The sequence below is a fragment of the Sanguibacter biliveldensis genome (assembly GCF_033798665.1).
Taxonomy (GTDB): domain Bacteria; phylum Actinomycetota; class Actinomycetes; order Actinomycetales; family Cellulomonadaceae; genus Sanguibacter; species Sanguibacter inulinus.
The window spans coordinates 3,770,066-3,795,069 of record NZ_CP138359.1; the positions used below are offsets into that span (position 1 = coordinate 3,770,066).

The 25,004-nt window shown below is 70.3% G+C and carries 18 protein-coding genes; 8 read left to right on the top strand and 10 right to left on the bottom strand.

Annotated elements, in window-relative coordinates; translation table 11 throughout:
- Positions 1-5 precede the first annotated feature (5 nt).
- The 4 genes from SANBI_RS16355 to SANBI_RS16370 all read right to left on the bottom strand — a co-directional run bounded on the left by SANBI_RS16355 (position 6) and on the right by SANBI_RS16370 (position 3,447).
- A complete protein-coding gene (locus tag SANBI_RS16355) occupies positions 6-818 on the bottom strand; it encodes a hypothetical protein (protein ID WP_319156930.1) in 813 nt (270 codons plus the stop codon).
- A gap of 71 nt (positions 819-889) precedes the next feature.
- Positions 890-1,765, bottom strand: a complete 876-nt coding sequence (locus tag SANBI_RS16360) for an ABC transporter ATP-binding protein (RefSeq protein WP_319156932.1) — start codon at positions 1,763-1,765, stop codon at positions 890-892.
- Between the two features lie 466 nt (positions 1,766-2,231).
- Positions 2,232-2,411: a hypothetical protein gene (locus SANBI_RS16365; protein ID WP_319156934.1), complete on the bottom strand. Its 180-nt coding sequence runs from the start codon at positions 2,409-2,411 to the stop codon at positions 2,232-2,234.
- A 220-nt stretch (positions 2,412-2,631) separates the two neighbouring features.
- Positions 2,632-3,447, bottom strand: coding sequence for a DUF5666 domain-containing protein (locus SANBI_RS16370; RefSeq protein ID WP_319156935.1), 816 nt, complete (start codon positions 3,445-3,447; stop codon positions 2,632-2,634).
- A 212-nt stretch (positions 3,448-3,659) separates the two neighbouring features.
- Between SANBI_RS16370 and mshD the strand changes: the two genes are divergently transcribed.
- From mshD to SANBI_RS16395, 5 genes are all read left to right on the top strand, one after another.
- Positions 3,660-4,607 (top strand): mycothiol synthase, encoded by a 948-nt coding sequence (gene mshD, locus SANBI_RS16375; protein WP_319156938.1) that lies wholly within the window; start codon positions 3,660-3,662, stop codon positions 4,605-4,607.
- Positions 4,608-4,718: 111 nt separating this feature from the next.
- Positions 4,719-7,022: an RNA degradosome polyphosphate kinase gene (locus tag SANBI_RS16380; protein ID WP_319156940.1), complete on the top strand. Its 2,304-nt coding sequence runs from the start codon at positions 4,719-4,721 to the stop codon at positions 7,020-7,022.
- Positions 7,019-8,050: an NUDIX hydrolase gene (locus SANBI_RS16385; protein ID WP_319156942.1), complete on the top strand. Its 1,032-nt coding sequence runs from the start codon at positions 7,019-7,021 to the stop codon at positions 8,048-8,050. Before SANBI_RS16380 ends, SANBI_RS16385 begins: the two co-directional genes overlap by 4 nt.
- 128 nt (positions 8,051-8,178) lie before the next feature.
- The gene (locus SANBI_RS16390) at positions 8,179-8,799 is read left to right on the top strand and encodes an L-threonylcarbamoyladenylate synthase (RefSeq protein WP_056127688.1); all 621 of its coding nucleotides are present in this window, start codon (positions 8,179-8,181) and stop codon (positions 8,797-8,799) included.
- A gap of 295 nt (positions 8,800-9,094) precedes the next feature.
- Positions 9,095-14,029, top strand: a complete 4,935-nt coding sequence (locus SANBI_RS16395) for an ExeM/NucH family extracellular endonuclease (protein ID WP_319156945.1) — start codon at positions 9,095-9,097, stop codon at positions 14,027-14,029.
- 301 nt (positions 14,030-14,330) lie between these two features.
- On the opposite strand, the gene SANBI_RS16400 is transcribed toward SANBI_RS16395, so the two are convergent.
- The 3 genes from SANBI_RS16400 to SANBI_RS16410 form a co-directional block, all read right to left on the bottom strand.
- The gene (locus SANBI_RS16400) at positions 14,331-15,335 is read right to left on the bottom strand and encodes an inorganic phosphate transporter (protein WP_319156947.1); all 1,005 of its coding nucleotides are present in this window, start codon (positions 15,333-15,335) and stop codon (positions 14,331-14,333) included.
- 5 nt (positions 15,336-15,340) lie between these two features.
- Entirely contained in the window at positions 15,341-15,961 is a 621-nt protein-coding gene (locus tag SANBI_RS16405; RefSeq protein WP_056127677.1) for a DUF47 domain-containing protein, read from the bottom strand.
- 433 nt (positions 15,962-16,394) lie between these two features.
- Positions 16,395-16,994, bottom strand: a complete 600-nt coding sequence (locus tag SANBI_RS16410; protein ID WP_319161343.1) for a hypothetical protein — start codon at positions 16,992-16,994, stop codon at positions 16,395-16,397.
- 282 nt (positions 16,995-17,276) lie between these two features.
- Here SANBI_RS16410 and SANBI_RS16415 point away from each other — a divergent pair, with 282 nt between their 5' ends.
- On the top strand, positions 17,277-18,761 hold the full coding sequence (locus SANBI_RS16415; RefSeq protein WP_319156951.1) for a sugar porter family MFS transporter: 1,485 nt from the start codon (positions 17,277-17,279) through the stop codon (positions 18,759-18,761).
- Positions 18,762-18,926: 165 nt separating this feature from the next.
- On the opposite strand, the gene SANBI_RS16420 is transcribed toward SANBI_RS16415, so the two are convergent.
- The gene (locus SANBI_RS16420) at positions 18,927-20,207 is read right to left on the bottom strand and encodes a hypothetical protein (RefSeq protein WP_319156953.1); all 1,281 of its coding nucleotides are present in this window, start codon (positions 20,205-20,207) and stop codon (positions 18,927-18,929) included.
- A 332-nt stretch (positions 20,208-20,539) separates the two neighbouring features.
- Here SANBI_RS16420 and SANBI_RS16425 point away from each other — a divergent pair, with 332 nt between their 5' ends.
- Positions 20,540-21,037 (top strand): MarR family winged helix-turn-helix transcriptional regulator, encoded by a 498-nt coding sequence (locus SANBI_RS16425; protein WP_319156955.1) that lies wholly within the window; start codon positions 20,540-20,542, stop codon positions 21,035-21,037.
- Positions 21,034-22,779 carry an MDR family MFS transporter gene (locus SANBI_RS16430; RefSeq protein ID WP_319156957.1) on the top strand — a complete coding sequence of 582 codons (1,746 nt, stop codon included), beginning with the start codon at positions 21,034-21,036 and terminating at the stop codon, positions 22,777-22,779. Before SANBI_RS16425 ends, SANBI_RS16430 begins: the two co-directional genes overlap by 4 nt.
- A 220-nt stretch (positions 22,780-22,999) precedes the next feature.
- Here the strand turns inward: SANBI_RS16430 and msrB are convergent, their stop codons facing one another.
- Positions 23,000-23,407 (bottom strand): peptide-methionine (R)-S-oxide reductase MsrB, encoded by a 408-nt coding sequence (msrB, locus tag SANBI_RS16435; RefSeq protein ID WP_179912526.1) that lies wholly within the window; start codon positions 23,405-23,407, stop codon positions 23,000-23,002.
- A 120-nt stretch (positions 23,408-23,527) separates the two neighbouring features.
- Positions 23,528-24,802, bottom strand: coding sequence for a hypothetical protein (locus SANBI_RS16440; RefSeq protein ID WP_319156962.1), 1,275 nt, complete (start codon positions 24,800-24,802; stop codon positions 23,528-23,530).
- Between the last annotated feature and the right edge of the window lie 202 nt (positions 24,803-25,004).

The following is a 25,004-nucleotide window of genomic DNA, read 5'->3' on the forward strand; positions in this document are numbered from 1 at the left end:
CGCACCTATCTCCAGATCGAGGTCCTGGAACGCCAGGCGGCGAGCGCCGACGTCCCGAGCATGGTCATCACGACGACGGCGTACACGACAGGTGACCCGGCGGTCGAGGCATAGACGATCTCGCACCTGGGTACCTGGCCGCAGCTCATGACGACGGGCCGTGCGATGTCGTTGGACACGACGAAGTCGACGAGGAGCGTGCCAGGACTCGCATAGCCGCTCGTGGCCAGGAGCGCGGGCAGCACGATCTCACCCACGAGCACGTAACCGAGGACGAGTGCGACCACTGCCGCATCAGAGCGGAGCGCTGTCGCGAAGGCGGCCCCGACAAGAGCACCCGCCCCGACGACGAACCCGCCCCTCAGGATCACCCCGACCCAGGCTCCGAGCTCCACACCTCCACTCAGGCCGCGGTGAGAGCCGACGACGGTGAGACCCGCGACCCCCGTACCCAGGGCGACCAGACCGATGATCGTCCAGGCAGACCACCAGACGACGAGCCGGACGAGGGTGGGCCGGACGCGTGACGAAGCAGGTTCGAAGGTGAGCCGGACGATCCCTGTACGCCACTCGCCGCCGACCGACATCGAGGCCGTGACCAGCCCGACCAGCATGAGCGCCGCTGCCAGCCCTGCAGAGTCCGACGGCATCTGCAGCGCCAGCTGGTAGCGAGGTTCCACGTAAGTTGCCGAGGTCGGGATGTCGACGCCGTTCGCCGCCGCGTCCGCTGCCAGCTGTTCTGCCTCGGCGATGGCAGACGTGACGTCGGCGTCGGTGGACAACCATCGAGCGACGACGACGGCACAGACGAGCACCATCACCAGAAGCGCAGCCCTCCGGAGCGCTCGACGTCGACGCGTCCAGAACCACTCCGCTGACAGTGTCGACCTCATGCCACGCGCTCCCGCCGGCGCTGACGGCCGGGTGCCGAGGCGTGCGCGTCGTAGATCCGCGTGAAGAGTCCTGTGTCTACGGTGATCTCGTAGACATCGACATGCGTCGAGACTGCAGCGAGTGCAGCGGTCAGGCTGACGTCAGCGCCGATGTGCGCACCTCGTGCCCCTGCCTCAGACGCGATCGCACGGGCACGCAAGAGATCGACGGCGCGTCCGTCGTCGGAGGTGCGGAGAAAGTGACCGGCTCGCGGCAGATCGTCGGAGACGTGGGCGACAGTCCCGTGGGCTGTGACTCTTCCCCGTCTCAGGCAGGTGACGAATCCGCAGACGAGCTCGAGCTCGGCAAGATCGTGCGAGCACACGACGACCGTGCTGCCCATCCTGCTCAGAGCCTGGATGACGCCCCTGAGCTGTTCTACGCCTTGCGGGTCCAGGCCTGCCGTCGGCTCGTCCAGCACGAACAGCCTCGACCCTGACATGAGCGCCAGTGCGATCGCGAGCCGTTGGCTCATACCTGTCGAGAGAGCGGCACCGCGTGTCTCCAGGAACTCGTCGACGCCGAGGTCCGCCGGTACTCGTGAAGAGTCGACACCACCCAGCATCCGCGCCCGATGCTCGATGATCGACCTGACCGTGAGGTCAGCAGGATATCGGCCGCCTCCGAAGAGGACGACTGGGACCTCGGCGCTGAAGATCCGGCCTGTCTGGAGCGGCACGACACCCGCAAGCCCTCGCATGAGAGTCGTCTTCCCAGCACCGTTGTGCCCGAGGAGGGCATGGACCGATCCTCGCTGGACCTCGAAGGACACACCTCTGACCAAGCGATGTCGTCGCCTCTCGATGGAGACGTCGTCGAATGCGAGCGCCACGTCGGGACTCTTCATCGCCGTGCTGCGCAGATCAGTGGAGTCGTCGGCCCCTCCCACACGTCGGGGTAGACCATGACGTGGACTGCGACAGCCCCAGGGTCTTCGGCTGTCACCCAGGCGTCGATCAGAGGACCGCAGACGGCACTCGCGCCCTCGGCGATACTCGTCGCACTCGGACGCTCGAGCGGCGCAGTCTCGGCAAAAGATGTCGCCGCCACGACGGGCATCGCACCAGCGGTGGAGCAGTCGGTGACCTGCAGCTGCCCCTCCTCGAGAAGGTAGTCACCGAGACAGGTGTCCGCTGTAGCTTCACCGATCGGCAGGAGCGTGAGGGGCCCCTCAACCCGAAAAGGGTTGGTGCTCTCCTCTACAGGGTCACCCGCTCCAGCATCGCCCGCCCCGCAACCCACGAGCGCGGTGGCGCACGCCGAGAGGGCGCACACCACCGCGACGCGTAGGCGACCAGCTAGCACTGGATGAAGCCGTGGGCGGTGTCCCACTTGTCCGTGCGTCCGTTGTCGTTGTCCGCGGACCAGTACCACATCTTGGCGCTCGTGATCCGTGAGACGTAGTGCTTGCCGGTCTGGTGACTGTGACCGTTCTGATCACTCGCCCCCTCGCCGCCGGACGTGCTGTTGACGCGCACAGAGACGGCTGAACAGCCGACTGATGCTGAAGCCATCGAGGTCGGGACGACGACCAAGCCGATCGCGACCAGAAGTACCGAGACAGAGGCGCCCACAGTTCTCTTCACTGCTCTCACCATTTTCGACGAGGAGGCGGCGAATCCGCCCCAGTGGCAAGAACATCCCATACCAGGTATATCGTGTCAACCATCGATACAGTGCAAAACCTCCTTCATCGTCTCAGCTCCCCGTACCCGCCCCCGTCGCGTTCGGCTCGACGGTCCCCTGCGGTCCGCCGCCGCCCATCCCTGCGCCCGGGCGGCCGAGGCCGGCGGTCTCGCCCTCTGCGATGCTCGTCGCGGCGACGGAGCTGTCGTCGGAGCTCTCGCCCGTGACAGTCACGGTGTCCCCGACCGCGAGCGCCGAGACGTCTGCGGTCTCGGTGGTCGTGACGGTCGTGCTGTCGGTGGTGGTCACGGTGATCTCCGTGCCGTCTGTCAGGGTCACGGTGAGGGTCCCGTCGGCGATGCCCGTGATCTCTCCCGAGGTCAGACCGCCGCCTCCGGGCATCGCGCCACCACGGCCACCGGCATCAGGGAGGGCGCCGTCGGGTGCGGTCCCGTCGGCTGCTGCGGCGTCGGGCGCGGTGCCGTCGTCCGCGGTCCCCTCGGGCGCGGTCCCGTCCGGGGCGGCAGCCTCCCCGGCACCAGTCGCCTCGGCTGCGGCGCTCGAGCTCGGTCCGTCGGCCGTGGCCGACCCGACGAAGAGCCCGCCGACGAACAGCGCACCTGCTGCGGCCACGCCGCCGACGGCTGCCCCGACGCCCAGGCGTCGCCGGGCGGGCGGCTGCGCGGTCGCCGAGCTGTTGACGTAGCCCGGCCCTCCGGACGGCATCGCTGCGGCCTCGACCGTGGGGCCGTCCTGAACCTGGTGCGGTGCCTGGCGCGGAGCCTGGTGCGGTGCGGCCGGGGCCTGCGGCGGCCCGGCAGGTCCGCTCGAGCTCTCGGGCAGCGGCGGTGGGGTGGACAGTGGCTGGGTGCGGTCGTCTGTGCTCATGGCGACCACCCTGGCGCCGGAGCCTGTCTGCGCAGTCTGGGCCTCCCATGAGCCCGCTGTGAGTCTGCGGTGCGCGGCGTCGGCCGAGCCAGCGGTGCGGGTGGCCCACCCGCCATCACGACCTCCACCTGCGCGGCGGCCCTGCAGGTCCACCCGCGCGGCTGTCCTCCTGCTGCAGCCGACCACGGCCCGGCCGTGATGGAATCGAGGGTGTGGACCACAGCGAGATCGACGTCGAGACCAGCCCCCTGACCGCAGCCGACGCAGCGGCGGTGCACAGGCTCGCCCGCGCGGCCGAGCACGTCGACGGCGTCGCACCGCTCTCCGAGCAGCCGCTGCTGCACCTCCTCGACGCCGAGGCTCCCGTGACCCACCTGATGGTGCGTGCGGCCGACGACCTCGCCGGGTACGCGCAGATCGACCGCGGTGCCGCGGGGACGGCGAGCGCCGAGCTCGTCGTGCACCCCCTCGCGCGGCACCACGGCGTGGGCACGGCGCTGCTCGAGCACTCCCTCGAGCTCATGGACGCCGAGGACCGCGTGCTGTCCGTGTGGGCGCACGGCGACCTCCCGGCCGCGCGCAGCCTCGCCGCGCGCACGGGGCTCGTCGTCGTCCGGGAGCTGTGGAAGATGCACAGGCCTCTCGACGCCCCGGGTGCTGCGCCCGAGCTCGCCCCGGGTGTCACGCTCCGGAGCTTCAGTCCGGGTCAGGACGACGCGGCGTGGCTCGCGGTCAACGCCCGCGCCTTCGCCTCGCACCCCGAGCAGGGGCGCCTGACCCTCGGCGACCTCCAGGCCCGTGCCCGGGAGCCGTGGTTCGACGCGGAGTCGTTCCTGCTGGCCGAGCGTGACGGCGAGATCGTCGGCTTCTGCTGGTTGAAGGTCCCGGCGGACCAGGCGCAGGACGCGCCCCGGGTCGGGGAGATCTACGCCCTCGGTGTCGACCCCTCCGCCCGGGGCCTGCGGCTGGGGACAGCGCTGACGGCTGCGGGCCTGGCCCGCCTGCACGACCTCGGGGTCGAGGTGGTCGAGCTCTACACCGAGGGCGACAACACCGTGGCGATCCGCACGTACACCGCGGCAGGCTTCACGCGGGCCACGGCCGACGTCCAGATGGCCCGCCCCAGCGCGACCGCAGGCACCGCCGAGACCGTCGCCTGACCTCGGCCGGACCTGCGTCGGCGCAGGCCGTCGACCACCGGCGACCTGCGCCGACGCACCGAACTTCGCGCTGAGCACCCAGAGTTCACCAACAGGTGTCACGATGAACCCATGAGCGAATCGACCGCGACCTCTCGGCGCACCCCTGAGCCCGGCCCTGTCACGCCCTCCCCGGGCTCAGCGCCGATCGACCCCGAGCTCGCAGCGCACATCGCCGAGCACATCGGCGAGCGCGACGCCGTGGTCCCGGCCGTCGGCACCGGCCTCGAGCCGCTCCCGGACGACCGCTTCGGCGACCGCGAGCTGTCCTGGCTCGCCTTCAACGAGCGGGTCCTCGAGCTCGCCGAGGACGAGTCCCAGCCCCTGCTCGCCCGTGTGCGCTACCTCGCGATCTTCGCCTCGAACCTCGACGAGTTCTTCATGGTGCGCGTCGCCGGGCTCAAGCGCCGTATCGCGACAGGCCTGGCCGTCAACGCCGCCTCGGGTCTGACCCCGCGCCAGGTCCTCGACGCGATCGGAACGCGCGCCCACGACCTCATGGACCGTCACGCGCGGGCCTTCGCCGAGCACGTCCAGCCGGCCCTCGGCGCCGAGGGCATCACCCTCGTCCGGTGGGAAGACCTCTCGCAGCAGGAGCAGGACCGCCTGCACAAGTTCTTCCGCAAGCAGATCTTCCCGGTGCTCACCCCGCTCGCGGTCGACCCTGCGCACCCGTTCCCGTACATCTCGGGGCTCTCGCTCAACCTGTCGGTCGTCGTGCTCAACCCGACGACGAACAAGGAGCACTTCGCCCGCGTCAAGGTGCCGCCGCTGCTGCCCCGCTTCATCGCTGTCGACGCGAAGGGCCGTCCCAGCGCACCGAGCACGCAGGCCTCGGGCAAGGGCCCGACGTCCTTCGTGCCGCTCGAGGACATCATCTCCCACCACCTCGACCACCTGTTCCCCGGCATGGAGGTGCTCGAGCACCACACCTTCCGGGTGACCCGCAACGAAGACGTCGAGGTCGAGGAGGACGACGCCGAGAACCTCCTCAAGGCCATGGAGAAGGAGCTGCTGCGTCGCCGCTTCGGCCCGCCGGTCCGGCTCGAGCTCGCGCAGGGCATCAGCCCGCGCATCCGCCAGCTGCTCATCCGCGAGCTCGGCGTGGTCGAGGACGAGGTGTACACGCTCCAGGCCCCGCTCGACCTCACGGGCCTCAACCTCATCGCCGACCTCGACAGGGCCGACCTGCACTACCCGCGCTTCGTGCCGACCACGCACCGTGCCCTCGCCGAGGTGGAGAGCGCGACGCCGACCGACATCTTCGCGGCGATCCGCGAGCGCGACATCTTGCTCCACCACCCCTACGACTCCTTCTCGACGTCGGTCCAGACCTTCCTCGAGCAGGCCGCGGCCGACCCAGACGTGCTCGCGATCAAGCAGACGCTGTACCGCACCTCGGGCGACTCACCGATCGTCGACGCGCTCATCGAGGCTGCCGACGCGGGCAAGCAGGTGCTGGCCCTGGTCGAGATCAAGGCGCGCTTCGACGAGCAGAACAACATCTCGTGGGCCCGCAAGCTCGAGCAGGCCGGTGTGCACGTGGTCTACGGCATCGTCGGCCTCAAGACGCACTGCAAGCTCTCGCTCGTGGTGCGCCAGGAACCTGACGGCCTGCGCCGCTACTGCCACGTGGGCACGGGCAACTACAACCCGAAGACAGCCCGCCTGTACACCGACCTGGGGCTGCTCACCTGCGACCCCGACGTCGGCCAGGACCTCACGCGCCTGTTCAACCAGCTGAGCGGCTATGCCCCGCAGTCCAGGTTCCACAGGCTGCTCGTCGCCCCGCGCTCCGTGCGCTCCGGGCTCGTCGAGCGGATCGACCGCGAGGCCGCGGCCGCCCGTGCGGGCAAGCCGGCCTGGATCAAGATGAAGGTCAACTCGGTCGTCGACGAGGCCACCATCGACGCGCTCTACAGGGCATCGCAGGCCGGGGTGCCGGTCGACCTCGTGGTCCGTGGGATCTGCGCCGTGCGCCCGGGGGTCCCCGGGCTCAGCGAGACGATCCGCGTCAGGTCGATCCTCGGACGGTTCCTCGAGCACTCACGGATCTTCGCCTTCGCGAACTCCTCGGGCCCGGCGATCGCCGAGGGGCCGGCGAGCGGCCCCGAGGTGTTCATCGGTTCTGCGGACCTCATGCACCGCAACCTCGACCGCCGGGTCGAGACCCTCATCCGCCTGACGGACGAGACGCAGATCAACGGCCTGATCGACCTCATCGACAACTCCATGTCCCCCGAGTCCGCCTCGTGGCACCTCGCCGCAGACGGCACGTGGACCCGCCACCACCTCACAGAGGACGGACAGCCTCTCGGAGACGTCCAGCACGACCTCATCGTGCGGCAGCGTCGTCGACTGAGCCTGGGTCGATGAAGTCGAGCACTCCCCCCGTCGTCCCCTTCCGCGTCCGCGGAGCCACCGGCGTGTCCGACTCGGCGACCGACAAGACCCCGGTCATCGAGTCCGCCGGTGCGCTCGTGTGGCGCGTGCGGGAGGGGCGGCTGCAGGTCCTCCTCATCCACCGCCCGCGCTACGACGACTGGTCCTGGCCCAAGGGCAAGCTCGACCCCGGCGAGACACTGCCGACGGCCGCGGCCCGCGAGGTCGCCGAGGAGACCGGTCGCCCGGTGACCCTCGGGCTGCCGCTGCCCGGTCTGCAGTACCTCACGCCCGACGGCGCCGTGAAGCGGGTGCACTACTGGGCTGCGACCACCGGCGCAGCCTCGCCCGCCCTCGCGGCCCGCGCACCCGTGCCGCCTGTCGACCCTGCCGAGATCGACGCCAAGAAGTGGATGGACGTCGAGCAGGCGGCCGCCGCGCTGACCCGTCGCGCCGACACCGTCCCGCTCGCCGCCCTCGTCGCGGAGCACGAGAAGGGCCGGCTCGCCACGACGGCCCTCGTCATCGCCCGGCACGGCAAGGCGCAGGCCCGCAGCGCGTGGCACGGGACCGAGGTCGACAGGCCGCTCACCCCGACGGGGCACGCGCAGTCGGCGGCGCTCGTCCCGGTCCTCGCGGCCTTCGGCGTGAGCACGGTGGTCACCAGCCGGTGGCGACGCTGCTCCGAGACCATGGCGCCGTACGCCCGGGCAGCCTGGCTGGACACCGAGTCGAACGAGAACCTCACCGAGAGCGACCACGAGAGGTCCCCCGGACGCGTCGCCGCTGTCGTCAGGTCCCTGCTGGAGTCCGCCGAGCCGACGGTCCTGTGCACGCACCGCCCCGTCCTGCCGACGGTCCTCGACGTCCTCGGGCAGCACTCGCGCCGCTCGGTCGCCTCGGCGCTGCCGACCAAGGACCCGTTCCTCGAGCCCGGCGAGGCCCTCGTGACCCACGTGAGCCAGACGGCCAAGGGACCCCGGGTCGTCGGCGTCGAGCACGTCCGGCCGCCGCTGCACTGAGAGAGCGCGCCGGTCCAGGTGCGTCGTGCCCGCGGCTGCGGGCACGTCGTCCGCGGGCACGGCGCACGCGCACGCGCCCGCGCCCGCGCGACGGTGCGCGGCGGCGGGTCCTGGCCTATCGTCGACTCATGGCTCGCTACGTCGACATCCATCCGCAGGACCCCCAGCCGCGCCTGGTCGCGCAGGTCACCGAGATGCTGCGCGACGACGCGCTCATCGCGTACCCGACCGACTCGTCCTACGCCTTCGGGTGCTCCCTCGACAGCCACACGGGCGCGGACAGGATCCGGCGGATCCGTCACCTGAACGACAAGCACCACTTCACGCTGGTGTGCGCGGACTTCGCGCAGCTCGGGCAGTTCGTGCGGCTCGACAACTCAGCCTTCCGCGCGATCAAGGCGTCGACCCCCGGGGCCTACACCTTCATCCTGCCGGCCACCAAAGAGGTCCCGCGCCGGTTCGCGCACGAGAAGAAGAAGACCGTCGGCGTCCGGATCCCCGACCACCCTGTCGCGCTCGCGCTCGTGCGCGCCCTCGGCGCCCCGCTGCTGTCGAGCACGCTGATCCTCCCCGACAGCGAGACCCAGCCGACGGACGGCTGGCAGATCAAGGAAGAGCTCGAGCACGTGGTCGACGTCGTCGTCGACGGCGGCGACTGCGGGACCGAGCCGACGACTGTCGTCGACTGGTCGAGCGGCGCCCCCGAGGTCGTCCGCGTCGGCCTCGGAGACCCGAGCCGCTTCGAGTAGAGGGCGTCCCGACCTCGCCACGGTCACATGCCAGGGCAGCGCCCGCCCTCGGGCGGCCCGTACCGGTCAGTAACATACCTTCCTCGAAAGCACCATCTTCCGGAACTGAGAAACACCTGACAGGGTGAACTCTGGTCCGGACGCGCGTCCAGGACGGCGTCATCTCGCCGTAGAGCCGGACCTGCGGCCGCACCCCCCGGAGTTCACCCGGAAGAAACCTCATGGTCACGATCCGGTGTTCGCGGTCTGGTCGCATAGACGCACCATCCAGGTCCCGCGAAGAGAACGGCTCCACATGCGATCACGACACCTGGCCGGGGGTGCGGCACTCGCCGTCGCCCTCGGTACCACGCCGCTGCTGGCGACACCCAGCCAAGCAGCCGTGGACATCTCCGCCTCGGTCATCATCAACGAGGTCTACGGCGGGGGCGGCAACAACGGCGCCCCGCTGAAGAACGACTTCGTCGAGCTCTACAACCCTGGAGACACCGCCGTCTCCCTCGACGGCTGGTCCGTCCAGTACACCTCAGCAGGCCGGGGCTTCGAGAACGCCGTCCCGCCAGCCCCGCTCACGGGGACGATCCCCGCCAAGGGCACCTACCTCCTCCAGCTCGCAGCAGGCACCGGCGCAGCTGCGGCGCTGCCGACCCCCGACGCGACCGGAGGCATCAACGCCAGCGGGACCTCAGGGACCTTCGCGCTCGTCTCGTCGACCGATCCCCTCGCGTGCGCGGCCACGGCCTGCGCCGCCGACCCTGCCGTCGTCGACCTCGTCGGCTTCGGCACCGCCGCGACCTTCGCCGGGACCGCCCCGGCCCCGGCCGGCAGCAACTCGACCTCGGTCGCGCGCTCGACGCACACCGCCGACAACGCGGCCGACTTCACCGCGGGCGCCCCGACCCCCACCAACGCGGCCGGCGAGACGCTCCCCGAGCCCGAGCCCCCGGTCGATGCCGGGACGCTGCGCATCTCGGAGATCCAGGGCACCGGAGCCACGACCCCCGTCGCCGACCAGACCGTCACCACGACGGGCTGGGTGACCGCCGCCTACCCGACCGGTGGCTACAACGGCTTCGTCATCCAGGAGTCCGACACCGGAGCCACCTGCCCGGCCGAGGGCACGGCCTCTCCGGCCGTCTTCGTCTACACCGGCGCAGCGCCGACGGTCGCCGTCGGCGACTACGTCGAGGTCACCGGGGTCGCCGGTGAGTTCAACGGGCTCACGCAGATCGCCACGCCGACGGTCGTCCCCGGCACAGCGACCGGATCCGCCCCCGTCGCGGCGTCCTGCGCGTGGCCCGCGACCGAGACCGGCCGCGAGGCCCTCGAGTCGGTGCTCGTCCTCCCGAAGGGCGACTTCACGGTCACCAACTCCTACTCCACGCACCAGTACGGAGAGGTCGGCCTGGCGACGGGCGGCACTCCCCTGCGCCAGCCGACCGACATCGCCGCCTTCGGGACACCTGAGCAGCAGGCCGTCGCCGCCGACAACGCAGCCCGCGGTGTCGTGCTCGACGACGGTGCGTCGTGGAACTACCTCACCGCGCCGAACAACGCGAGCGTCCCGCCGTACGTCACGGCTGACGGTGCAGTCCGCGTCGGCACGTCGGTCGAGTTCACCGACCCCGTGGTCGTCGACTTCAGGAACAACACCTGGAAGCTCAACCCCACCAGCCAGGTCACCCCGGCCGACACCGCCGCGTACCCCGTGTCCTTCTCCGGCGCCCGTCCGGCGGCCCCCGACACCGCAGCCGTCGGCGCCGCCGACGTGACCGTCGCGTCCTTCAACGTGCTCAACTACTTCACCACCACGGGTGCCTCGGTCACCGGGTGCAGCTCCTACAAGGACCGTGAGGGCAACCCCGTCACGACAGACACCTGCCCGGGCAACGGCCCGCGCGGTGCGTGGGACGAGCAGAACCTCGAGCGCCAGCAGGCGAAGATCGTCGAGGCGATCACCACCCTCGACGCCGACGTCGTCGGCCTCATGGAGATCGAGAACTCGGCAGCTCTCGGCGAGACCGCTGACGAGGCGCTCAAGACCCTGGTCGCCGCGCTCAACACGAAGGCCGGCGAAGACCGCTGGGCCTACGTCGCCTCCCCCGCCGACCTGCCCGCCACGAGCGACCAGGACGTCATCTCGACGGCGATCATCTACCAGCCCGCAGCCGTGAACCCCGTCGGCAGCTCCCACGCCCTCGGTTCCCTCAGCGGTGCCGGGCAGACCTTCGACAACGCCCGCGAGCCCATCGGTCAGGCCTTCGAGCCCGCCGCGGGCGGCGAACCGTTCTTCGTCGTCGCGAACCACTTCAAGTCCAAATCGGCCGGCAGCGCCTCGGGCGCCGAGAAGGACCTAGGTCAGGGCGCCTGGAACGCAGCCCGCACCGAGCAGGCGAAGGCGCTGTCCACCTGGATCGACGAGACCGCGCTCCCCGCTGTCTCGACCGAGGCGGGCGCCCCCGTCGAGGACGTCCTCCTCGTCGGCGACTTCAACGCCTACACCTTCGAAGACCCGCTCCAGCACCTCTACGGAGCCGGGTACCAGGACGCGACCCGCCTCGAGGGCCGCGGCGAGTTCACGTACTCCTTCCAGGGGCTCAACGGCTCGCTCGACCACGTGCTCCTCAACGCCTCGGCCGCGGAGCGCTTCACAGGGTCTGACGTCTGGGACATCAACGCCCCCGAGTCGATCGCGCTCGAGTACTCCCGCGTCAACGCCACCGCAGGCGACTTCTACACGGCAGACGCCTACAGGTCCTCGGACCACGACCCCGTGATCGTGGGCCTGACCGCCGACGCGGCCGCGGCCGACACCACGACGCTCACGCTGCTCAACATCAACGACTTCCACGGGCGCATCGGCCCGACGAGCAACGGCGCGACCGTCGCCTTCGCGGGGACCGTCGAAGAGCAGCGCGCGCTGGCGGGCGAGGACAGCACCCTGTTCCTCTCCGCGGGCGACAACATCGGGGCCTCGCTCTTCACCTCCGGCATCCAGAAGGACCAGCCGACCATCGACGTGCTCAACACGCTCGGCCTCGCGGCGAGCGCGGTCGGCAACCACGAGTTCGACAAGGGTTTCGACGACCTCACGGGCCGCGTGTCTGACGCGCTCGAGGCGCCGTACCTCGGTGCGAACGTCTACACCAAGGGCACGACGACCCCGGCGCTCGACGAGTACGAGATCGTCGAGGTCGACGGTCTGCAGGTCGCCGTCATCGGTGTCGTCACGGAGGAGACACCCACGCTCGTCACTCCCACGGGGATCGCCGGCCTCGAGTTCGGCGACCCCGTCGAGGCCGTCAACCGGGTGACAGCCCAGCTGACGGACGGCGACCCTCTCAACGGTGAGGCCGACATCATCGTGGCCGAGTTCCACGAGGGGGCAGGCGCGGGGATCCCCGACGGCTCGACCCTCGAGGAGGAGGTCGCCCACGGCGGGGCCTTCGCCGACATCGTCACGACCACGTCCCCCGACGTGGACGTGATCTTCACGGGCCACACCCACAAGCAGTACGCGTGGCAGGCACCGGTCCCGGGCGCGACCGACGGCTCGACCCGACCGGTCCTCCAGACCGGCTCGTACGGAGAGTTCCTCGGCAAGGTCACCCTCGACGTCGACCTCGCCACGGGCGACGTCGTCGCGTCCGACGCTGTCAACGTGCCTCGCACGAAGACACCCGAGGACCAGCTCGTCGCGACGTACCCCAGGGTCGCCGAGGTCAAGACGATCGTCGACGAGGCCGTCGCCTACGCCGACGAGATCGGCTCCGAGCCTGTCGGGTCGGTGTCCGCCGACGTCACCACGGCCTTCTCGGGCGGCACCGTCGTCGACGGCGTCTACACGGGCGGCACCAGCGGTGACCGCTCCGAGGCGTCGACGATGGGCACCGTGGTCGGCAACGCCCTGCGGGACAGCCTGTCCACGCTCCCGGCGGCCCCCGACTTCGGGGTGGTCAACCCCGGTGGTCTGCGCGCCGACCTCCTGTACGGCGCCGACGGCGTCGTCACCTTCGCCGAGGCCCTCGCGGTGCTCCCCTACTCGAACGACCTGACGATCGTCACCCTCACCGGCGAGCAGGTCGTCACGATGCTCGAGCAGCAGTGGCAGCGCGGTGCCGACGGGTCGGTCCCCTCACGCCCGTACCTCCAGCTCGGGCTGTCGGACAACGTCACCTACACCTACGAGTCCGTCCCCGACCCGGCCGACGCGACCCGCACCGTCGGGAAGATCAGCTCGGTGACGATCGACGGCGAGCCGATCGACCTCGCTGCGGACTACCGCATCGGGACGTTCTCGTTCCTCGCCGCCGGCGGAGACAACTTCAGGGTCTTCTCTGAGGCGTCCGCGACGATCAACACGGGCCTGCTCGACTGGGAGGGCTGGGTCCAGTACCTCGAGGACTCCTCGCCCGTCGCGCCGAGCTACGCCCGCACAGGCGTCCAGGTCTCCGGTGTCGAGCTCGAGGCCGGCGCGAGCCTGCCGCTCGAGGCCGGCAAGACCACCTCGGTCACGCTCAGCCGTGCGGACCTGCACAGCCTCGGATCGCCGGTCAACACGACGGTGGCCGCGGACCTCGACGGCACTGCCGTCGGGTCCAGCACCTTCACCGACGGCAGCACGACGGTCGAGGTGTCGGTCCCGACCGACGCGACGAACGGCGCGCAGCTGCTCACCCTGACGGCCGCCCCGAGCGGCACGACGGTCGTCCTCCCGGCCGAGGTGACCGGTGGGGTCACCCCGCCGACCACGCCGCCGACCGACCCCGAGACCCCGACCCTGACGCTCTCGGCCTCCGAGGTCGTCGCGGGCGGTTCGGTCTCCGCCACGGTCACCGGCGGGACGCCTGACACCTCGACCGAGGTCTGGCTCAACTCTGAGCCCGTGCTCCTGGGCACCCTGGTGCTCGACGCCGACGGTGCGGGCACCCTGTCCGTGACCATCCCCGCCGAGACTCCTCTCGGCGAGCACACGGTCCGGGTGCTCGGCGAGGGCATCGACGTGAGCGCCCCGCTCACGGTCCTCGCGGCAGACGGCACACCCGGGGCAGGTTCACCCGGGGCGGGTACACCTGGAGCGGGTGCTCCTGGCGCCGGCGGTCCCGGGTCGAGCACCCCGGGCAGCGGGCTGGCCCTCACCGGTGGTGACGTCGCAGGTCTGCTGCTCGTCGCAGCCCTCGCTCTGGCCGGCGGAGCGGTCCTCCTGGTCCGCAGGCGCCGCACGGCCTGAGCCGCACAGCACCACAGCACCACAGCACCACAGCAGGATCGGGGCCCGTCGCACACAGCGGCGGGCCCCGTCTGCGTCTGAGACCTCAGCGTCGGTCCAGGCCTGGGTCGAGGGCCCGGTCGTGGTGCCCGCCCGGTACCGGACCGGGTCACGTCGCACGGTCGTGGTCTCCCGGCATCAGTCCCGGCCGGGCAGACGTCCCGCTCACGTCCCTCCCCCGGAGACGTCGCAGACGCACGACGCCCGCCAGGTCTGCCTGGCGGGCGTCGTGCGGTGCCGGGGTCTTGCCGGACGGTGCTGGTCAGCCGAGGATCGGGTGCACGATCCAGTACATGATCGCGGCCACGAAGGCGGCTGCGGGGATCGTCAGGACCCAGGCGATGCCGATGTTCTTGGCGACCCCCCAGCGGACGGCGGAGAGACGCTTGGTCGCGCCGACACCCATGATCGCCGAGGTGATCGTGTGGGTCGTGGACACGGGCGCGTGCAGCACGAAGGCGTTGACGTAGAGCACCACGGCCGAGACCGACTCGGCGACGAAGCCCCGGGCGGGGTCGAGCTCGATGATCTTGCGCCCGAGGGTGCGCATGATGCGCCACCCGCCGGAGTACGTGCCGAGGGAGATCGCAGCGGCGGCGGCCAGCTTGACCCACAGCGGGATGCCGTCCTCCGCGCTCGCGAAGCCGACGGTCAGCAGTGCCATGTAGATGACACCCATGGTCTTCTGCGCGTCCTGGAGACCGTGACCGAGGGCCATCGCCGCGGCCGAGGCCGTCTGCGCGATGCGGAACCGACGGTTCGTCTTGCTCGGCGAGGCGCGGCGGAAGAGCCACAGCACGGCGACCATGACGAAGAACGCGAGGCCGAAGCCGATGAGCGGCGAGAAGATCATCGGCAGGACGACCTTGTCGACGATCGCGCTGCCGTAGATGCCGAGCCCGCCCGCGAGACCTGCTCCGACGAGTCCGCCGATCAGCGCGTGGGTCGACGACGACGGGAGACCGAACCACCAGGTGATGAGGTTCCAGGTGATCGCGCCGACCAGGGCGCAGAGGATGACGACGAGGGCCGTATGGTCAGGCGCCCCGTCGAGGTTGACGATCGACTTCGCGATCGTCTCGGCCACCTCGGTGCCGAGCAGCGCACCTGCGAAGTTCATCACCGCGGCCATGATGAGCGCGGCACGAGGGGTCAGCGCGCGGGTCGAGACCGAGGTCGCGATTGCGTTGGCCGCATCGTGGAATCCATTGGTGTAGTCGAAGCTGAGAGCGAGCGCGACGACGACAACTACGAGCGCGACCTCCACCGGAGTCAGGACTCCTTGAGGGCGATGGTCTCGACCATGTTCGCCACGGTCTCGAACGCATCGGCCGCGGCCTCGAGGGTCTCGACGACCTCTTTGAGCTTCATCAGCTGGATGGGGTCGGCGATCTCGTCGAACATCTGCGCGAGGAGCTTGCGGTGGATCTTGTCCGCCTGGTTCTCGAGGCTGTTGACCTCGACCCAGTAGTCCGTGAGGTCACCCATCGAGCGCAGGTGCGGCATGGCGTCGGCGGTGAGCTCGGCGCAGCGCTGGAGCACCTGGATCTGGTCGGAGACGCGTGCGGGGAGCTCGTCGAGCTTGTAGAGCACGATGAGGTCGCCGGCCTCCTCCATGTAGTCCATGCAGTCGTCGAGCGCCGACGCGAGCCCCGAGATGTCGTCCCTGTCGAAGGGCGTCACGAAGGTCGAGTTGAGCCGCCGCATGATCGAGTGCGTCGCGTCGTCCGCGGCGTGCTCGACGTCGGACAGCTTCTTGGCGATCACCTTGCGGCCCGGCCGGTCTGCCCCGAGCAGCTCGCTCAGCAGGTTCGCGCCGGTGACGAGGTGGCTCGCAGAGTCGGCGAGGAGATCGAAGAACGAGGTATCGCGCGGGGTGAGGCGCAGGCGCACAGCAGGCTCCGTTGGGGGGAAGCGACGTTAACTGACAGTGAGTGACGACAGTGCAGCAACTTGGTGAGATCGTCTGATCGTCCCCAGCGTAGGGCAGCAGTTTGGTGAACTCACAACTCCGAGGGTGTCACACGACCATACTCACGGTGAACGCACGGGTCACGGTCTGACCTGATGAGACGAAGGTCCCACTTCTTCGTGGGCCAGGGCCAGCGGCCACCCCGTGGACCTGGGCCCCGGGAGCCGACGAGCACCGTTGCTCGGAAGGCCGTCCTGACAGTGCCGTGTGGCGGGGTGGTGTGTGCGCTGGGAGCTTCGAGGACGCCGGACCACGTAGCGCCTGACGGCGCGAAGGCCGCTCGTAGCGGCTTGTGTTGGAGCCCGGGGCCACAGTGGCCCGGCGTCGAGAACAAGCCTACGCGCCCTCCCGCGATCATTCGAGTCGGTCGGCCCGCCACATCGTCGCGGCCTGCTCGAGCTCTTCTGCGGTGCGCGTCAGCGACGCCGCGCCACGGGTCAGCCGGGTGCCCCGGTCGCTGTCGACGAGGTCGACAGCGTCGGCGTCGAAGGCCGCGCCGACCGCCAAGATCCGGCAGAACGCCGCGGCTCGCTCGAGGGCGACGGCCAGGTCCCCCGTGAAGACGCCCGACAGCACGGCGTCGGCTGCGGTCCGCACGTCGTCGGGTCCGGGTGGGCTCACGACGCCCGCGACGACCTCGTGGACGGGTGCCGCGTCGACGCCCAGCCTGTAGCGCTCCGCGACGGTCGAGGGGTCGCGACGGACCCACTCGCGCAGGACGTACAGGCGCCAGAGCGCGCCGGGGAGCGTGTCCGCGGGGCTGTCCGCCCACAGCGCCGCGACCACGTCGAGCCCTTCGTCCTCGACCAGTCGCACGAGACGCGCGACGACCTCCGGGTCTTCCTTCGCCCGTGCCTGGTGCACGATCGCGGCCGCCGTGGTGTGGGCGATCTCACCACGGACCGTGGGGTCGACCGACCCCGGGATCTCCTCGGCGGCGCGCGGGTCGAGCATCGCGGGGCGCCGTGGCTGCGGGCGCCCGCCGGTCGGTCGGGTCGAGTCGGTCATCCACCCAGTCTGGTCCTCCCGCGGGCCTGTCGCCAACCGCGTGCGAGCACCGTGAGTGGTCCTTGCGCCACCCAGGTCGACGTGACGATCGACTCACCTCGCCGACCCCATGATTCTCTGCTCGCGCCGATATCGTCTCCCGTCGTTACAGTGAAGAAGACCCGGAGGTCCTGTGGCCGCGACGCGAGCGCCGCTGGCCGCCGCGACCACGAACCAGCGGAGGCAGCGATGACCACGTCGTCAGGGAAAGAGCAGGCAGGCGGGAGCGAGGTCGCTCCCGACAGCCCGGAGACCAGAGCCGCGCACCGCAAGGCGATCACCCTCGCGGTGTCCGCTGCGGTCGGAGGGTTCCTCTTCGGCTTCGACAGCTCCGTCATCAACGGGGCCGTCGACGCGATCGAGAAGGACTTCGAGCTGAGCTCGACGCTCGTCGGTTTCTCCGTCGCCGTCGCCCTCCTCGGGTGCGCGCTCGGAGCCTGGTACGCCGGGCGTCTCGCGGACCGCTGGGGGCGTCCGCGAGTCATGCTCGTCGGCGCGATCATGTTCCTCGTCTCCGCCGTCGGCTGTGGTTTTGCCTTCGCCGTGTGGGACCTCATCCTCTGGCGGGTGGTCGGTGGCATCGGCATCGGCATCGCCTCGGTCGTGACCCCGGCGTACATCGCCGAGATCTCGCCGACGGCGATCCGCGGCCGGCTGGCCTCGCTCCAGCAGCTCGCCATCACCATCGGCATCTTCGCGGCGCTGCTCTCCGACCAGCTCTTCGCCGAGACCGCCGGCCCCGTCGGCGACGGCGACCCCATCGCCCTCGGTGCGAGCCTCTTCGGCCTCGACGCGTGGCGCTGGATGTTCCTCATCGCGATCGTGCCGGCAGCCGTCTACGCCTGGGTCGCCCTCACCGTCCCCGAGTCGCCCCGCTACCTCATCGGCAAGGGCAAGATCGACGAGGCCCGCGCCGTGCTGCGCTCGGTCCTCGGCCCGGTCGACCTCGACGCCAAGGTCGACGCCATCGAGGCATCGGTCGTGCGCGACGCGAAGCTCGAGAAGCAGGCGTCGCTCAAGGGTCCGCGCTTCGGCCTGCTGCCCATCGTCTGGGTCGGCATCCTGCTGTCGGTGTTCCAGCAGCTCGTCGGCATCAACGTGATCTTCTACTACTCCACGACGCTGTGGCGCTCGGTCGGCTTCGACGACTCCCAGTCCTTCACGGTCTCGACCATCACCGCCGTGACGAACGTGGTCGTGACCTTCATCGCGATCGCGCTGGTCGACAAGATCGGCCGCAAGCCGCTGCTCCTCGCGGGCTCGGCCGGCATGACGGTGTCGCTCGTGATGATGGCGATCGCCTTCACCCAGTCGACAGGCTCCGGCGACGACGTCACGCTCGCCGGTTCGTGGGGCACGATCGCGCTGATCGCGGCGAACGTCTTCGTGGTCTCCTTCGGCGCCTCGTGGGGTCCCGTCGTGTGGGTCCTGCTCGGCGAGATGTTCCCCAACCGCATCCGCGCCTCGGCCCTCGCGATCGCCGCAGCGGCGCAGTGGATCGCGAACTTCGCGATCACCGTCAGCTTCCCGCCGCTGTCGGAGAACCTCGGTCTGCCCTTCACCTACGGCATGTACGGCACCTTCGCGCTGCTGTCCTTCGTGTTCGTCCTGGCCAAGGTCAAGGAGACCCGCAACCGCGACCTCGAAGACATGGAAGACGACGTCAAGGTCTGACGACCACCACCGCGCACGGCACGCCCGAGCGCAGCACGTGCAGCAGACCAGGTCTGCACACAGTACGTCTTCACACAGCACGTCTTCACACAGCGCGTCTGCACACAGCACAGCGGCCCGGTTCCTCGCGAGGGACAGGGCCGCTGTGCTGTGTCCAGCCCCGGTCTAGCGGACGACCGCGAGCGGGTTGGCACCGAGCGCCGCGAGGATCGCCCAGGCCGTCGAGCCCGTGTGCAACGAGGCGTAGACGAGGTCGCCGAAGCCCGAGTCGAGGTCGTCCGAGGACGCCGAGGGGATGCCGAGCCCGTCCGCGTGCGGTGACGAAGCCTGCGCGACCCACACCGAGTCGAGGAGCGCCGCCGCCCGGGCGAGGTCGCCCGAGGCGTCTCCAGTCTCGGTCGCACGGACCGTGAGGGCTGCGGCGAGGTGCGCCGTGCCCTCGAGCCACACCTTGTCCGTGCTCGCCACGTGGCACACGGTCACGCCGTGGACGTCGCCGTCGTGCGCGGCCAGGTGCTCGGCCGCCCAGTCGAGGGAGCTCGCATAGGCGGGCTCGCGCAGCGCGAGGTACGTCCAGGTCTGCGCATCCTCGGCGATCGGGTGCACGTTCGGGGTGACCCCGTCGTCGACGGTCCCGACGAGGAAGTAGCCCTCCTCCGGACGCCAGAGCGACTCGACGAAGGCTCGGGCGTCGGCCGCGCGGTCGGCCCACTCCTGGTCCGCGGTGACGCGGGCGAGAGCGCTGAAGAAGGCGTAGCAGTCGGTGTTGTGCTCCGTGGAGCGCCACTGAAGCATCCGTCCGTCTTCGCCGCGCCCGCCCGAGAAGGCCGGCAGCCCGCGGTCGTCGAAGGACGTCGACACGACGGCCCGGGCGAGCGTCAGGGCGGCGACCAAGAACCTGTCGTCGTCGACAGTCGCGTGCAGGGCGAGCAGCGCGATGCCGACCCACGCCTGGTTGCCGGTCGTGGCGGCGTGCGAGGCGATCTGCGGCCGGCCCGCGTCGTCGACCGACAGGCTCGCGATGTAGGAGTTGCGGAACCGCCCGGCGAGCTCGGGGTCGCTCTCCTGGAGCGTCACGAGGACGTCGCCGATGGTCGTGGCGCGCTGGACGTCGTCGGCCGTCCCGCGGGCCAGGTAGGCGAGGACGACGAGCGCGCAGTCGTAGGAGAACGCGACGTCGAAGCCGATGGACTCGAGGTAGCCGCGCGAATAGCTGCGGGGCAGCGCACGGCTGGCGACGGGTGCAGGTGCGCCGGGGAGCACGGGCGGGGCGAGCGGCACGAGGCCGTCGAGGAAGGCGAAGGCCGCGTCGACCCCCGGCGAGGGCGCGGCGACCTCGGGGTTGCCAGCGGCCGCCGACTCAGTCCTGAGCACGTTGACGACCCAGGGCGTGGCTGCTGCGAGCGCTGCGAACTGGAGCACCGTCCGTCGTTCGATCCGTGCCATGTGTCTCTCCTGAGCTGCGCGCGGGCCGAGGTCGTCGTCCGCGCGCTCCTGCGGCTGTGGTGTGCATCGACGACCTATCGACAGCGCACCGGGCGGCATGAGGTCCGAGGCGGCGGGAGGGCGGGTGGTCTCTCACCTTCACCCGCCCGTCCTCGCAGGTCAGCGGGTTGTGCGAAAGATACCGCAGCCCTCGCCGCCACGCGCGGCGAGAGGGCGGCTCGCCGCGACACGACGCCTGTCGGGAAGGCCCTCGGTCGGTGCGGCGGATCACACAGCAACTACTTGCATTCTGCAAGCAACGACTTAGGATGGAAGAGTTCCAAGGAGACGACATGATCGACAGCCATGCGGTGCAGGACATGCTCCGCGCACTCGACGAGTTCGGCCGCGCCCAGCGTGAGATCGGCGCCCGCCTCGCACGCTCGATGGACCTGCCGCGCGCAGGCATCGGCATCCTGCGCTACCTGTACGCGACCGCCGAGCCTGTCTCGGTCGGCTGCGCAGCGCAGCACCTGCGGGTGGACCTCTCGGTCGCGAGCCGCCAGGTAAGCGCCCTCGTCGATGCCGGGCTCGTGCGCCGCACGGTCGACGACGGTGACCGCAGGTCACGCTCGATCGAGCTGACCGACCTCGGCCACGCACGCGTCGACGAGCTCAAGGAGCACATCACCGTGCTCATGACCGACATGTTCGCCGACTGGGAACCCCACGAGCTGTCCGCAGCGACGGACCACATGGCGGCGCTCGCCCGCACGATCGCCGACCACCACAACGAGCCACCTGCCTCGCTGCAGGTCAAAGAGACGTTTGACGCAAAGGAACCCGTATGAGCAAGACCACCGAGACAGCCGGCTCAGCGCCGGTGACGACCGGGGACGAGCACGTCCCCGGCGAACCCCAGCAGATGACCCACCGCCAGGTGCTCGAGGCCCTCTCCGGGATCCTCCTGGGCATGTTCGTGTCGATCCTCGCCACCTCCGTGGTGTCGTCGTCGCTGCCCGTGATCCTCGCGGACCTCAAGGGCACGCAGACCGCCTTCACCTGGGTGGTCACCGCGACGCTGCTCACCACCACCATCAGCACCCCGATCTGGGGCAAGCTGGCCGACCTGGTCAACCGCAAGACGCTGATCCAGATCGCCCTCGTCATCACCGTGATCTCGGCCGCCCTCGCCGGTGCGTCGCAGAGCTCGGGCACGCTGATCCTCTTCCGCGCCTTCCAGGGCATCGGGGCCGGTGGCCTCACAGCCCTCGCGACCGTGCTCATCGCGGACATCATCTCCCCGCGCGAGCGCGGCAAGTACATGGGCCTCATGGGCGCCATCATGGCCGTCGGCATGGTCGGCGGACCGCTCCTCGGCGGTGCGCTCACGGACAGCGTCGGGTGGCGCTGGAACTTCTTCGTCGGCATCCCCTTCGCGATCGCCGCGATCATCACGCTGCAGCGCACGCTCAAGCTCCCGCCGATGCCCAAGGTCCGCGTCCGCCTGGACTACTGGGGCGCGTTCCTGCTCTCCGTCGGGATCTCCGGGCTGCTGCTCTGGGTCACCTTCGCGGGCGACCAGTTCGCGTGGGGCTCCTGGCAGTCGGTCGCGATGGCCGCCGGCTCGGTCCTCGTGCTCGTCCTCGCCGTCTGGGTCGAGAGCCGCGTCGAGGCCCCGATCATCCCGCTCAGCCTCTTCCGCAACCGCACCGTCGTCCTGGCCGTGATCGGCAGCGCCGCGGTGGGTATCGCGCTCTTCGGCACCTCGGTGTTCCTCAGCCAGTACATGCAGGTGGCCCGTGGCAAGTCGGCGACGGTCTCCGGTCTGCTGACCATCCCGATGATCGCCGGGCAGTTCATCGCCTCGACGGGGATCGGTACGCTCATCACCCGCACCGGGCGCTACAAGCGCTTCATGCTGGTCGGAGCCGTCTCGCTGACCGTCGGACTGGCCCTCATGGGCACGATCGACTACCACACCAACATGGCGCTCATCGGGGTCTACCTGTTCGTCGTGGGTGTCGGCATGGGCATGCTCATGCAGAACCTGGTGCTCGCCGCACAGAACACCCTCTCCCCCAAGGAGATGGGCACTGGGACAGCGACCATCGCGTTCTTCAGGACCCTCGGTGGTGCGATGGGTGTCGCAGTCCTCGGCGCGATCCTCGGTTCGCGGATCACGACGGACGTGACCGCTGGGCTGCGCAGCCTGGGCGTCGAGGGCGGCGGGCTCAGCGGCGGGACAATCCCCGACGTGAGCACCCTGCCGGCCCCGGTCCGTGACGTGGTCGAGAAGGCCTACGGCGCCGGTGTCGCGGAGATCTTCCTCATCGCCGCCCCTCTCGCGCTCATCGCGCTCATCGCGGTGGTCCTGCTCAAGGAGATCCCGCTCGGCACCAAGTCCGGTGTCCAGCAGCGCCTCGAAGAGCTGGGGCACGACGCAGCCGACACCGCAGGTGCGGTCCGCAGCGACGACGACCTCACGGCCGAGGAGGCCGAGGTCCGCGCGGGTCAGAGCGCATCAGCGGACGACGGCTCGGCCGAGTCGCTGTCAGACGCAGGCACGACAGGCCGGGCTCCCCGGGCCTGACGGCCAGGTAGCCGCAGCACCAGCAGGTCGCACGCACGACAGAGGCCGGGTCACCCCTCAGGGGTGGCCCGGCCTTCGTCGTGCCCCGTGCGTCGCGCGCAAGGTCCTATCGCGAGCGAGGCCCCATCGCGTGAGGTCCCGACGCCCGCGAGGCCCGGACCGTGACGGTCCGGGCCTCGCGGGGTGATGCTGCCAGGTCTCGTAGACCTGGCGTGCTCGATCAGCTGGCGGTCGAGTCCTCGAAGGTCAGCGAGATCGAGTTCATGCAGAACCGCTCCCCCGTCGGAGTCTGCGGCGCGTCGTCGAAGACGTGCCCCAGGTGCGAGCCGCAACGGGCGCAGCGCACCTCGGTGCGGACCATCCCGAGGGTGCGGTCTTCGATGAGCTCCACGGCGTCGGACTCCTTCGGCTCGAAGAAGCTCGGCCATCCGCAGTGCGCGTCGAACTTGCTGTCCGAGCGGAACAGCTCGGCGCTGCAGGCGCGACAGCGGAACACACCCTCGCGGTTCTCGTGCAGCAGCTCGCCTGTACCCGGGCGCTCGGTACCGGCCTGGCGCAGCACCTGGTACTCCTCGGGGCTGAGCTCGTCACGCCACTGCTGGTCGGTCTTGGTCACTTCATAGGACATGGGTCCACCTCCGCAGGGATCAACTGTTCCTCACCCTCCGTCATTCCCCGGTCTCACGCGACCTGAGGGGTCGACTACTGACCAGCAGTCGACCCCTCGGCTGCCCCGGTGGGGTCTGCGCTACAGGACGGCGCGAGCGCCGTCGCGGGCGGACCTGGCGCGGGCCCAGGTGCGCAGCACCAGACCGCTGCAGAGCAGGGTCAGAGCACCGAGCACGAGCGTGGTCCACCCTCCACCCGTGGTCGCGAGCGCGCCGGCACCCGCCTCGGCGCCCGCAGGCACGGTCACGACGTCAAGAGTCGGCTCGGCCGAGACCGCAGCGGCCGAGGGCTCGTCGGTCCGACCGGCGCCCGACGGGTCGACACCCTGGGCGAGGGGGACCTCCACGTCGACGATCGGCGCTGTGGGGTCTGTCGGGTCCACCGGGACGGTCGGGTCGACGGGCGGGTCCGTCGGCTCGACCGGCGGGTCCGTCGGGTTGACGGGCGGGTCCGTCGGGTTGACGGGCGGGTCCGTCGGCTGGACAGGCGGGTCCGTCGGATCGACGACAGGGTCGACGCCCGAGCCCGAGAAGCGGACGATGCCCGTCGCGCGCGAGTCAGACCCGGGGAGCGTCGTGCGGAACCAGGCGCTCGAGGAGAGCTCGTAGGCCCAGGTCGGGGTGTACACGGCGTCGAGGGTCAACGACTCACCAGCGGGCACGAGGACCGGCTCCACCGGACGGTCTGGGAGGTCGACGGGCGCGTACGGCGCATCGACAGCGAGCAACGCGTCGACCGCCGAGACGTTGCGGAACGTCACGGGTCGGGTCGCGCTGGACCCCACCGTGACAGGGCCGAAGTCGACGTCCTCGGTGAGGAACACATGAGTCATGAAGCTGAGGTTGTGCTGACCGAGGACCTTCTCCCCGGTCGCCAGGCCAGCCGGGTCGACCGGGGTCGCGTAGAAGCTCCAGCCAGCGGACACGCTCGACAGCTCGACCGGGTGGATGGTCCACGTCACCGTGCACGTGTCGCCCGGGGCCATGCGGGCGCTGCCGAACAGGCTGCTCGGGCACGTGCCGGAGAGCGCGAAGTCGAAGTACTCGGAGCCGGAGTACCAGTTGCCCGGCCGCAGGACGAGGTCCTGCTTGGCGGTGATGGTCATGGTGGCGACGGTCGAGGTGCCGACAGGGACGTCACCCGACCAGCCCTGGCTCGTCATGTCGAAGAGCTCACCGACCACGGGGTCCGGGCTCCACGGGTCCGTCGACGTCCGCACGTCGGCCAAGATCTGAGCTGTCGCATCAGTCGCGGGAGCTGCGGACGCCCCTGCCGCTGCCCCGAGCACGAGGGCGGCGGCTGCAGCGAGCGCTGCGGCTGCTCGGCGGGTCCGTGGGGTGGTGCTGACGATCATCGCTCTCCTCCGTGAACCAGCGCGCGAGGGATCTCCTCCTCCGCACAGTGGTGGCAGGCGGGCGCCGGGGTCTGACGGCCGGCCGCTGGTGCGGAGGGCCCGTCGACGTCGACGCTACGCACGCCCCGACCACGCTCTCCGGACGATCCGGGCACAAGGGAAGCGGTCTAGGTAGCCGATGAGTGGTCAGTATTTAGAGGTG